The 12,206-nt window shown below is 62.0% G+C and carries 7 protein-coding genes and 1 pseudogene; 4 read left to right on the top strand and 4 right to left on the bottom strand.

Features of this window, described 5'->3' with window-relative positions; all coding sequences use genetic code 11:
- Positions 1-44 precede the first annotated feature (44 nt).
- The gene (locus tag NW841_RS01730) at positions 45-2,258 is read right to left on the bottom strand and encodes a ribonuclease R family protein (protein WP_414377496.1); all 2,214 of its coding nucleotides are present in this window, start codon (positions 2,256-2,258) and stop codon (positions 45-47) included.
- Positions 2,259-2,399: 141 nt separating this feature from the next.
- Positions 2,400-3,041 (bottom strand): phosphate signaling complex protein PhoU, encoded by a 642-nt coding sequence (phoU, locus tag NW841_RS01725; RefSeq protein WP_414377497.1) that lies wholly within the window; start codon positions 3,039-3,041, stop codon positions 2,400-2,402.
- A 255-nt stretch (positions 3,042-3,296) separates the two neighbouring features.
- On the opposite strand from phoU, the gene NW841_RS01720 reads away from it, so the two are divergent.
- Entirely contained in the window at positions 3,297-4,625 is a 1,329-nt protein-coding gene (locus tag NW841_RS01720) for a four-carbon acid sugar kinase family protein (protein WP_414385088.1), read from the top strand.
- A 16-nt stretch (positions 4,626-4,641) separates the two neighbouring features.
- Entirely contained in the window at positions 4,642-6,156 is a 1,515-nt protein-coding gene (locus NW841_RS01715; RefSeq protein WP_414385086.1) for an FAD-binding oxidoreductase, read from the top strand.
- Here the strand turns inward: NW841_RS01715 and treZ are convergent.
- Complete coding sequence (gene treZ / locus NW841_RS01710; protein WP_414385084.1) at positions 6,144-8,006, bottom strand: malto-oligosyltrehalose trehalohydrolase; 1,863 nt, start codon at positions 8,004-8,006, stop codon at positions 6,144-6,146. The two genes, NW841_RS01715 and treZ, sit on opposite strands and share 13 nt — an antisense overlap.
- Before the next feature lie 134 nt (positions 8,007-8,140).
- Between treZ and NW841_RS01705 the strand changes: the two genes are divergently transcribed.
- The gene (locus tag NW841_RS01705) at positions 8,141-10,192 is read left to right on the top strand and encodes a prolyl oligopeptidase family serine peptidase (protein WP_414385082.1); all 2,052 of its coding nucleotides are present in this window, start codon (positions 8,141-8,143) and stop codon (positions 10,190-10,192) included.
- Here NW841_RS01705 and eno read toward each other — a convergent pair.
- Positions 10,189-11,487 (bottom strand): phosphopyruvate hydratase, encoded by a 1,299-nt coding sequence (eno, locus tag NW841_RS01700; protein WP_414385081.1) that lies wholly within the window; start codon positions 11,485-11,487, stop codon positions 10,189-10,191. The two genes, NW841_RS01705 and eno, sit on opposite strands and share 4 nt — an antisense overlap.
- Positions 11,488-11,825: 338 nt before the next feature.
- On the opposite strand from eno, the pseudogene NW841_RS01695 reads away from it, so the two are divergent.
- Positions 11,826-12,206, top strand: a pseudogene (locus tag NW841_RS01695) (RNA-guided endonuclease TnpB family protein); the annotation flags it as partial.

Genomic DNA, 12,206 nt, shown 5'->3' with positions numbered 1-12,206 from the left:
AACAACCGCCCCCTTTGCCCTCGATCGATGGAGGGATCCCCGCCTTATTCCTCCTCCTCATAGGGCCGCCCTTCGCCTACCACTGTCAGGTCAATTTGCTGACGGTAGTAATCCACGTTCTTTATCTGCACCTCCACCCGATCCCCCAGGCGGAACTGGCGCCGGGTTTTTCGCCCCACCAGGGCTTGTTTGCGGTACTCGTACCAATCGTTTTTCAGGGTGCTCACCCGCACCAAACCTTCCGCCAAGATGGGATCCACCTGCACAAAAAAGCCGTAGTTCTGGACGCTGACAATCAGGCCGGGGAAGGTCTCCCCCAGGTGTTTCTGCATGAACTCGCACCGCTTCAAGCCCATCAGCTCCCGCTCTGCCTGTTGATGGAGCTGATATCCCGCCTGGATTTTGGGCAGTTGCGCTTGGAGAAAGGCCTGCCACTCCTCATGCACTTTTGGCGGCAGCACCTGCCAATCAATTTGGTCGTAGCCGCCGGGGCCATGCAGATCCACCACGGTTTTGGAGCGCGGGCTGCGGCGATCCCGTCCTTTGCTCAAGGCCAGGTGCAGAGCACGCAAATTCAGCAAGTCGGCATAGCGGCGCAAAGGGGCAGTAAAAGAGGCGTAGGGCTCTTTGAGGCCAAGGCCAAAATGTCCGAGGGGCTCCTGTAAAGGCTGCAGGCAATACTCGACGGGGGGCAGAGTAGCCAACAACTGGGCCACCAAGGCTGGGCTAGTCCCTGCGGCCAACACATCGGGGGCGGTGATGCGGGCACAGATCCGCTGCCAATCGGCCAGCGTTACGGTCTCCGGCTCCTGCAAGTTCAGATCCAGCTTCATGGCGTTGGCCAGGCGCAGGAAGTTCTGCAGGGCCTCGGCAGTGGGGGCGGACTGCACGCGAGCCAAAGAAGGGATCCCCAATTGGCGCAGGTGGTGGCCCAGGGTTTGGTTGGCCAGCAGCAGCACCTCAGTCATGAGGGCGTGGGCGCCGAGGCGATCGCTGATCAAAAGGGGGCCGTAGCCGCTCTCGTCAGCGGAGTGGGGGGTGAGCAAATCCAACAGAGGCAGGTCAAAGCCGCCCGCTTGGTGACGTTTGACCCGCAGGATTTGGCTGAGGCGGAGCAGGTTTTGCAGCAGGGCCATCAATTCTGGCACCTCCTCCTCAGGGCCCAGATCTGCAGCGGTGGCCAAGAGGGCCTGCACCTGGCCATAGGAGAGGTGAGCCCGCGACTGCACCAGGCTGGGATGGATCTCAAAGCTTTGTACCACCCCGTCTGAGTCGATGGTTAACAGCAACGAATAGGCCAAGCGCTCCTGCTGCGGCAACAGAGCCAGGCGGCTGTGCACTTCCGGCGGAAAAAGGGGCAGCACCACGCTATCCAGGTAAACCGTGGCGGTGCGCCGCTGCGCCTCCTGCTCCAGCGGGTGATCCGGATCCAGCCAGTGGGCTACGTCGGCAATGTGCACCCCCAGTAGCCAGTGGCCCTCTTCTTGCCGCTGCAGGGAGACAGCCACGTTGGGCTCGAGGCCGTGGGGGTGCTGCAAGTCCAGCGGCTCCAGTGTGATGCAAAACCAATCCCGCAGATCGCGACGGCCCTTTTGGTCGGAGCGGCTCAGCTTTTTGGGCAGGGCGGCTGCAGCTTCTAGCACCGCCGGGGGAAACTCCTGGGGCAGGTCGTACTTGCAACAGACCAGATCTGCATCGATGGACGCCTCCGGGCCATTGCCCAAGATCTTGCGAATCGTGCCCACGGGGGGCAGGTTGCCCAGCGGGTAGCGCTCCACTTCCACATAGGCCACCCGACCTTCCGCCAGCTCGGCAGGGGAGCCCTCCGTCAAGGCCAGCTCGAACAGCAGCCGGTCGTCCAGAGGCACCACCCGGAAACCTTCTTCCGTCTGTTTGAGGCGGCCCACCAGCGTGGGATTGGCCCGTTCCACAACAGCCACCACCTCTCCCTCTGGGCTGCGGCGGCGATTGCCTTCTTTGGTAATCCGGGCTATCACTTGGTCGCCGTTCCAAGCGCCGCTGAGGTTGCTGCCGTGGATGTACACATCCTCTGCCCCCGGTTCATCCCGAACGGCAAAGCAAAAACCCTTGCTGGAACAGCGCAAACGCCCCACCACCAAGGATTCATCCGGCTTACGCCGATAGCGAGGCGGATCCCCTGTGCATTCGAGAAATCCCGCCCGCACCAGACCATCGAGGGCAATCTCAAGCATTTCCTGCGCTTCTGGGTCTGAGGCTGGCAGGAGGGCAAGCAGCACGTCTTTATCGATCCATTGCTCGGCAGGTTGAGAGAAAAAGTAATGAAAAATCCGAGAGAAATCCATTGCGGGTATCGGCAAAAAGGGAAAGAAGCAGGGGGAATGGGAGCCGAGATCGAGGGGCAGGCGCAGCCACTTGGGTTAGTCGCGGTGGCCGGTGACGATAAAGGCTACCCGCTGACCGATATTGGTGCAGTGGTCGGCCAAACGCTCCAGGTAGCGGATCGCCAGCAACATCAACAGGATAGGCTCGATCGATCCCCTGATGTCCGACTGTTGCGCCAACGTATTGTAAAGGTTGGTGTAGTCTTCATCAACGGCGTCGTCTTCCCGCTTCAGTTGCCGGCCCAGCTCGGCATCCAATTCCGTCAGGGCCGCCAGGCTATGGCTGAGCATTTTCTGGCAGCGCTGCATCATCACGCGAATGTGCCTCAGCTCCGGCGGCGGCGGGTAGAAAGCCAAACGCAAGGCCACTTCGGCCAAGTCTTTGGCGTAGTCGCCAATCCGCTCCAGATCCCGCACCAGTTGCATCAGGGCGCTGATCCAGCGCAGATCTTGTGCCACCGGCGAGCGCAAGGCGATCAAGCTAATACAATCTTTCTCGATTTGACGATAAAAACGGTCGATCTGCTTGTCTTGGGTGATGGCCTGTTCGGCAGCGGCCAAGTTCTGCTCAAACAGAGCCTGCTGAGCCAAGACCAGCGATTTTTCCGCCAGCGCCCCCATGCGCAGCACGTCCTGCTGAATCCGCTTGATCTGAAGTTGCAGCTCAGCTTGCCCCATGGCTTTTTCCCCATGGATGTAGGTGGGAGGGAGTGGCTGCCCCCATTAGCGGCTCGCAAAGACAGTCAATTGCACCGGTAGATCTCAATCATGGCAAACTTCTCTCGAATCAAGAGAAAAAACAGGATGGGGATCGAGGGAGCGGCCAATTTGGGAGAGGATGATAAGGAGGGGGTGCGGGCAGGTGGGATGTTGTGAGGTTGTCTCCGTCTGGAGGCGTAGGGCTGTGCTGTTGTTCTCGACTGAGAAACTCCGATGACTCGTCCCCCCATTGTCGTGCTGGATGATGATCCCACCGGATCCCAGACCGTGCACAGTTGCCTGCTGCTGACCCGCTGGGATGTGGAAACACTCAAGCTGGGCCTGCAGGATGGCTCGCCAATTCGCTTCATTCTCACCAACACGCGATCCCTGCCGCCGGCCAAGGCTGCCGAGGTGACACAGTCGGTCTGCCGGGCCCTCAAGCAGGCCATGGGGGAGCTGGGGTGGGAGCGGGCCCTCTTTGTCAGCCGCTCCGACTCGACGCTGCGCGGGCACTACCCCTTGGAAACCGATGTCATGGCGGCGGAGCTGGGGCCTTTTGATGCCCATTTTCTGGTGCCGGCTTTTTTTGAGGGAGGGCGCATCACCCGCGACAGCGTCCACTACCTGCGGGTGGAGGGCCGCTGGGTGCCCGTGCATGAAACGGAGTTTGCCCGCGATGCGGTGTTCGGCTACCACCACAGCTATTTGCCCGACTATGTGCAGGAGAAAACCCAGGGGCGAATTCGGGCTGAGCAGGTGGTGCGATTGACGCTGGAGCAGATCCGCGCCGGCTGTCTGGAGCAGCTTTTGGGTCTAGAGGGGAATGTCTGCTGTGTGGTGGATGGAGAAACCCAAGCGGATCTGGACCGTTTTGCCCAAGACGTTTGGGCGGCTCTGGAGCAGGGGAAGCGCTTTTTGTTCCGCAGTGCCGCTAGCCTCTTGACGGCTCTAGCCCAGTTGCCGCCGCAGCCGGTTCCGCCAGAGCAGATGGGGCAGTTTGTCCGCTCCGACCGGCCAGGGGTGGTGATCGTGGGATCCCATGTGCAAAAGTCCAGCCAGCAGTTGGCCCGCCTGTTGCAGGAGCCAGGGATCCAGGGCATCGAGGTGGAGGTAAAGCGCCTGTTGGAACCGGGGCGCGAAGCGGAGCTGCTGCCGGCCCTCTTGAGCCAAGTCCAGCGCGCCTACGAGCAGGGCCTGACGCCGGTGGTCTACACCAGCCGAGAAGAAGTGAGGTTCGACGGTGCCACCCCAGAGGCTCGCCTGGCCTTTGGGCAGAGGGTTTCTCGTTTGTTGATGGCCATTGTGCAGGGGCTGCCGGAGGGGATGGGCTACCTGGTCAGCAAGGGCGGCATCACCTCCAACGACACCCTCAGCCTCGGCCTCAACCTGCCGGCTGTGCGGCTGCTGGGGCAGATCTACCCAGGGATCTCCATGGTGCTCACGCCGGCGGATCACCCCCGCTTTCCCAACCTGCCGGTGGTGCTGTTTCCGGGCAACGTGGGCGAGGCGGATACGTTGGTTTTAATCCACCGTCGCCTCCACAGCCGCGGGCTGGTCTAGCCTGGAGGAAATCACCATGGCTGAACTCATCTCCCCCCCTGAAGCTCTGCCTGCCTTGGAGGCCTGGTGGGGATCCCTGCGGCAGGGGCCAACGGTGTTGCCTCCGGCGGTGGTGCACCGCTGTTCTGAAAGCCTGGGCAGCCGGGATGCCGATGTGGTGATTGCCGGCGGCACCCTGGGGATCCTCTTGGGAGCAGCTTTGGCCAAGCGGGGCTGGCGGGTGATCCTCATCGAGCGGGGGAGCCTGCGGGGGCGGGAGCAGGAGTGGAACACCTCCCGGCAGGAGCTGCAGGTGCTGCTGGAGCTGGAGCTGCTGACGCCGGCCGAGTGGGAGGCGGTGCAGGTGACCCACTACCCCCGCGGCCGCATCGGCTTTGGGGAGGGCCCCACCTGGTGGGTGGAAGGGGTGCTGAACGTGGGCGTGGATCCGGTCAGCTTGCTGGAGTTCCTCAAGCAGCATTTCCTGGCCTGGGGGGGCCAGGTGCGGGAGCAAACCGGGTTTCTGGGCGCCACGGTCCACCCCGATGGGATCTGCATTCAGACCACCACCGGCCAGCTCAGGGCCCAACTGCTGCTGGATGCCATGGGGCACCGCTCCCCCATTGCGGCCCAGGCCCGCCAAGGGCAGCCGCCGGACAGTGTCTGTCTGGTGGTGGGATCCTGCGCCCAGGGGCTGCCGGAGCAACCCACTGGGGATCTGTTCTACAGCTTTACCCCCGCCCAGGAGGGCTACCAGCCCTTTTGGGAGGCTTTCCCCGCCCGCGATGGCCGCACCACCTATCTCTTTACCTACTGCGACCGGGATCCCCGCCGACCCAGTCTGGAGAGGCTTTGGCAGGACTACTGCCGGCTGCTCCCTGCCTACCAGGGGGCCGAGTTGGCCCAGATCCGCTGGGTGCGCAAGCTGTGTGGCGTCTTCCCCGCCTACCGCCGCAGCCCGCTACAACTGCCCTGGGATCGCCTTTTGGCGGTAGGAGACAGCAGCGGCAGCCAGTCGCCTTTGAGCTTTGGCGGCTTTGGGGCGATGTTGCGCCATCTGGATCGCCTGCAGCAGGGGATCCACGAGGCGCTGGTGCAGCGGCAGTTGGAGCAGGCGGCCCTGGCCCTGCTGCAGCCCTACCAGCCCAATTTGGCGGTAACCTGGCTTTTTCAAAAGGCGATGATCCCTCCCTTGGGAGAGAAAAACTGGGATCCCAGCAGCATTAACCGCCTGTTGAGCAGAGTGTTTGCAGCCATGGTTGCCGCCGGCCCCCAGGTGGTGCGGCCCTTTTTGCAGGATGTGGTGCAGTTTGGCGGCTTGGCCCAGGCACTGTGGGGGGTGATGAGGCAAGATCCAGCCCTGGTGGCCGCGCTTTTGCCCCGGCTAGGGCTGCCGGAGCTGGCGGCCTGGGCGGGCCACTTTGGCGCCCTTGGCCTCTACGAGCTCCTGCAAAGGCTAGCCGACCGCCTGGAAGGGGTCCCGCAAGACTACTTCTGGAACCGGCGGCGCGAGGCCTGGCGCTACGGCTGCGGTCGGGATCACTGGCTGTAGACCACCACCCCATAGGGCGGCACCTCAACGGGATCCCCTTGGTTTTTTGCCGGCAGGGAGGATCCCTGGCCCAGCCAGTTGGCGTCGCCGCTATCTAGAAGCTTCTCCCACCGGCCGTTGGGCCATGGGGCGTAGGTGGCTGCTTGGTCGGAGCTGAAGTTAAACAGGGCCAGAACGGCTTGGGATCCCTGGTGGCGGTGCAGGGCCAGGCCGCTTGGAGCAAACAGCTCCACCCCCACCGAACTCCGCTCTAGGTTTTGCAGCGGCGGCAGGGTCTTGCGCAGGTAAATGAGGGTTTGGTACCACCGCCGCAAGACCTGGTGGTGGCCAGCAGTGGCCAGTTCCCAGTTGAGCTTCGAGCGCAGGAAGGTCTCTTCCGCTTGCGGGTCCGGTACCTCCCCCTGCCAGGCAAAGGCGCTGAACTCGCGGCGGCGTCCCTGGCGCACCGCTTCCACCAGGTCGGGATCCCCGTGGCTAATGAAGTAGAGAAACGGGGCCACCTCCCCATACTCTTCCCCCATAAACAGCAGTGGCAGCATGGGAGCCAGCAGCAGAGCAGCGGCGGCCAACTTCAGGCCAGCGAAGGAGGTGAGCTGGCTGAGGCGTTCCCCCAGCCGGCGATTGCCCACCTGGTCGTGGTTTTGGATGCAGATTACAAACTGGGAGCCTGACCTAGCGAGAGCGGAATTGCCGTGGCGGCGGGCCCGGTAGCGGGAGTACTGGCCGGAATAGACGTAGCTCTCGCGGTAGGACTTGGCCAGGTGCTCCAATTGGCCAAAGTCTTGGTAGTAGCCTGTCTTTTCTCCAGTAAGCAGGGTGTGAACTGAGTGATGGAAATCGTCGCACCACTGGGCATCTAGGCCGTAGCCCCCTTGCTCGCGGGGGGTGATGAGGCGGACGTCGTTGAGGTCGCTTTCGGCTACCAGAACCCTGGGCCAGCCTGTGCGCGCCTCCAGGGCCTCCACCCGCTCTGCCAATTCCTGCAAAAAAGGGTGGGCGCTGAAGTCGTAGATGGCATGCACGGCGTCCAGCCGCAGGCCGTCTAGGTGAAACTCCTCTAGCCAGTATTCGGCATTTTGCAGGAAAAACTCCCGCACGCCGTCGGAATAGCGGTCGTCGAAGTTGAGGGCCTCTCCCCAAGGGGTGCGGTACTTGTCGGTAAAGTAGGGGCCAAAGTCCCGCAGGTAGTTCCCCTCCGGCCCCAGGTGGTTGTAGACCACATCCAAAATGACAGCCAAGCCCTGCTGGTGGCAGGCATTGACCAGCGCCTTCAGGCCCGCTGCTCCTCCATAGCTAACCTGCACGGCATAGGGGTAGACGCCGTCATAGCCCCAGTTGCGCTCCCCCGGAAACTGGGCCACCGGCATGAGCTCCAGCACGTTGACCCCCAGCTCCACCAGTTGCGGCAGGCGGGGGATCAGGGCGGCAAAGGTGCCCTCCGGGGTAAAGGTGCCTACATGCAGCTCGTAGAGGATCCACTGGGAGAGCGGGATCCCCTTCCAGGCTTGATCCTGCCAGTCGAAGTGGGGATCCACCACCCGCGAAGGGCCATGGACCCCGTAGGGCTGGCAGCGGGAAGCCGGATCCGGCCGCTCCACCACCCCCCCTGAGGTGTGCAGGCGGTAGAGGTAGTCCACTGGCCCCGGCGGGATCCCCTCCACTTCACCCTGCCAGTAGCCTTGCCCATCTTGAGTCAGAGGGATGACCTGTTGGACAGGGCTAATGATTTTGAGCTCCACGTGTTCGACCAAGGGCGCCCACACCGAGAAGCGGTAGTGGCCCTGGCCGCAGGGATAGGCGCCAATCCGTTCGACCTGGGAACGCTGAGAGGAAGGGGAACCCTGAAGCACGAAACCCACCTGCACAACTCGGCTTCCACTATAGCGAGGCTTGCTCCCTCAGACATTTGAGGCTCAGGTCTTGGGGTGGGTTGCCGACTCTTCCCTCTGCCATAGTGGAATTAACCCTTTGTTGCTCCGTCCCTATGCTTCACTACCCGCCTAGCCATCCGGATCCCACCGTTGTCGATGTCTACCATGGGCAGCCGGTGCCGGATCCCTATCGCTGGCTGGAGGATCTGGATTCTGAGCAGACGCGGGCCTGGATCGAGGCGCAAAACCGGCTAACTTTTGACTATCTGCAGCGGATCCCGGCGCGGCAGCGGCTCCTGCAGCGCCTGAGGCAACTTTGGAACTACGAAAAATACAGCCAGCCCTTCAAAGAGGGCGGCCGCTACTTCTACTTCAAAAACGACGGCCTGCAAAACCAGAGCGTTCTCTATACGCAAGAGAGCCTGGAGGGCGAAGCCCGGGTTTTGCTGGATCCCAACACGTTTTCGGAAGACGGCACTGTAGCCCTCTCAGGCATTGCCATCAGCCGCGACGGGCGCTACCTAGCCTATGGCCTCTCCCGCTCCGGCTCCGACTGGCAGGAGTGGAAGGTGCGGGACATCGAAACTGGAGAAGACCTGCCGGATCACCTGCGCTGGATTAAGTTCTCTGGGGCCAGCTGGACACGGGATGGGCAGGGATTTTTCTACAGCCGCTACGACGAGCCACCCCCCGGCAGCGAGTACGAAAGTACCAACTACTTCCAAAAGCTCTACTACCACCGCCTCGGCACCCCCCAGTCGGAAGATGTCTTGATCTATCACCGCCCCGACCAAAAAGAGTGGGGCTTTGCTGGCGGGGTTACCGAAGATGGCAACTACCTCATCATCTCCGTCTGGCGGGGCACGGATCCCAAAAACCTCCTCTTCTACAAAGACCTACGGGATCCCAACTCGCCGGTGGTGGAGCTCATTTGCGAGTTCCAGGCCGAGTACAGCTTTGTTGGCAACGACGGCTCCCGCTTTTGGCTGCTGACGGACTTCCAGGCTCCGCGGCGGCGACTGGTGGCCCTTGATCTCGACAACCCAGGGCACCTGCAAGAGGTGATCCCTGAGGCTGAGGAGACCCTGCAAGGGGTTAGCCTCATCCACAATCAATTTGTTGCCTTCTACCTCAAAGACGCCCACACCCAGATCAAGACCTTTGCCCTAGACGGTACCTACCTGGGGGAAATCCCCCTGCCAGGGCTGGGATCCGCCAGCGGCTTTGCTGGCAAGCGCTACGACACCGAAACCTTCTACACCTTCACCAGCTTCACCACCCCGCCCACCATCTACCGCTACGACTTCACCACCGGCAGCAGCACCCTCTTTCGCCGGCCCCAGGTGGATTTCGATCCCCAGGCCTATGAGGTGCAGCAGGTGTTCTACGCCAGCAAAGACGGCACCCGCATTCCCATGTTCCTTGTCCACCGCCGCGGCCTAGCGCGGACAGGGGATCACCCCACCCTGCTGTACGGCTACGGCGGCTTCGGCATCTCTCTAACCCCCAGCTTCTCGGTGGGCCTGGTGGCCTGGTTGGAGATGGGAGGGGTTTACGCCCAGCCCAATTTGCGCGGCGGCGGCGAATATGGGGAAGCCTGGCACCAGGCGGGCACCAAGCTCAACAAGCAAAAGGTCTTTGACGACTTCATTGCCGCGGCTGAGTGGCTAATCGCCCATGGCTACACCAATCCCTCCAAGTTGGCCATCGCCGGCGGCAGCAACGGCGGCCTCTTGGTGGGGGCCTGCCTGACCCAGAGGCCGGATCTCTTTGCCGCAGCCCTGCCCGCTGTGGGGGTGTTCGACATGCTGCGCTTTCATAAGTTCACCATCGGCTGGGCCTGGGTCTCGGAGTACGGATCCCCGGACAACCCCGAGGAATTCAAGGCCCTCTACGCCTATTCCCCCCTGCACAACCTCAAACCCGGCACCGCCTATCCCGCCACCCTGATCACCACCGCGGATCACGACGACCGGGTGGTGCCGGCCCACAGCTTCAAGTTTGCTGCTGCCCTGCAGGCGGCACAGGGGGGATCCCAGCCCATCCTCATTCGCATCGACACCAAAGCCGGCCACGGAGCCGGCAAGCCCACCAGCAAGCTCATTGAAGAGACCGCCGACCGCTGGGCCTTTTTGGTGCAGGTGCTGGGGATCCAGACAGACTAGCGATGCTGCGCCGGCACAGCCCTAGGCCCCAGGCCCACCCGACCGGCATAAACGGCTGCTTCCCCCAGCTCGTCTTCGATGCGCAGCAGTTGATTGTATTTGGCAATGCGCTCGCTGCGGCAGAGGGATCCGGTTTTGATCTGGCCGGCGCGGGTGGCCACCGCCAGGTCGGCGATGGTGGTGTCTTCTGTTTCGCCGGAGCGGTGGCTGATGATGGTGCGAAAGCCGGCCTGAACGGCCAGTTGCACGGTTGAGACGGTCTCCGTCAGCGTGCCAATCTGGTTGAGCTTGATCAAAATGGCGTTGGCGGCGCCGCTGTCGATGCCTTTCTGCAGCCGGGCTGGGTTGGTCACAAACAGGTCGTCCCCCACCAGTTGCACCCGCGATCCCAGCCGAGCAGTCATGGCCTGCCAGCCGGCCCAATCTTCCTCCGCCAGCCCATCCTCTAGAGAGACGATGGGGTAGTTGGCCAGCAGTTGTTCGTAGTAGTCCACCATCTGCTCAGCACTGCGGGCTTTGCCCTCAAAGTGGTACTGTCCATCCTGCAGCAGCTCGTTGGCAGCCACGTCCAAGGCCAAGGCAATGTCTTCCCCCGGCTTGTAGCCCGCCCGTTCAATGGCCGTCATCAACAGATCCAGAGCCGCTGCGTTGGAGGGGAGATCGGGGGCAAACCCGCCTTCGTCCCCCACCCCAGTGGACAGCCCCTTCTGCCGCAGCAGTTGTTTGAGCGCTGCAAACACCTCCGCCCCATAGCGCAGCGCCTCGCGAAAGCTGGGTGCCCCGCTAGGCACCAGCATGAACTCTTGGATATCGAGGTTGTTATCGGCGTGGGCACCGCCGTTGAGTACATTCATCAGGGGTACCGGCAGCAGGTTGGCAAAGGGTCCACCCAGGTACCTGTACAAGGGCAGACCCACTGCACTAGCAGCCGCCTTAGCCGTGGCCAAAGAGACCGCCAAGATGGCGTTGGCTCCCAGTTGCGACTTGTTGGGGGTGCCATCCAGATCGATCATCAACTGGTCGATGCGGGCCTGGTTGAGGGCATCTTCTCCCTGCAGCTCCGACTGGATGGGGCCAAGAATGTTTTCCACCGCCCTCAGCACGCCCTTGCCGCCGTAGCGCTTGGGATCCCCGTCCCGCAGCTCATGGGCCTCAAAAGTGCCGGTTGAAGCACCACTGGGCACCTGGGCCAAGCCGGTGGCCCCATTGGCCAGGCCCACCAAAGCTTCTAGGGTCGGTTGCCCACGGGAGTCGAGAATCTCATGGGCGGTAATCCACTCGATGGCCGTTTCCACAGTTGCACCTCAGCAATTGGCTAGACAGTTCTGGCCAAAGCCAGATTGCCAATAGACTAGTGGATTTTCGCCCCCGGATCCCTTTGGCTTCCGGAAAACTTTAACGGGCACAGGCGGCACCGCTCTCTCGGCCTGGGCCGCGCATGGGCTCAGAGCGCCTGAGCTGTTGGCTGTTGAGGTGCTTTCCAAGGGGTTGTTTCGCCACCCGCTTGCGGGGACAATGGCTGGGATCCATCTAGGCCGGCGGGAAAAGCCAGAAAGCTCGCTGCCCAAAGAGAGGCCAATCCCAGCATGAACATCTGGAGAAGACGACGCAGCGGACGACGGATAATTGTGAGGTGGCCCAAGTTCTGACTATCTCCTGCAAGCTCAAGGTATCTGCTTTGCAAGCCGTGAAGCGAGAGGCAACTTTGTCTGCTTTTGCACAAGCACTCCTCGCGCCAGCGGGCCGGAGGCCTTACTGGGTCAACCAAAACACGCCAGAGAAGATAGTCAACGCCGTCAAGCTTCAATCTCTTTGCTACCGCGAAATTCGTACCCGCTTTGGGCTATCCAGCAACTTAGCCCAACAGGTATGCAGAAGGTTGGCCGGTGCCCGCAAGGTTGCCCAGCAAAAGAATCGTCCAGTTAAAGCGTTCAAGTCTGGCTTTGTTTTTGTTACCTACGATGCCCGCATTTTCTCCTTCCGTGAGAGGGACTGGACATGTCTCTTATACAAA

This window comes from Synechococcus sp. H60.3 (assembly GCF_047462295.1).
Lineage (GTDB): Bacteria > Cyanobacteriota > Cyanobacteriia > Thermostichales > Thermostichaceae > Thermostichus.
Note: the sequence above shows the minus strand (reverse complement) of the source record. Positions and strands in the feature narration are given on the sequence as shown.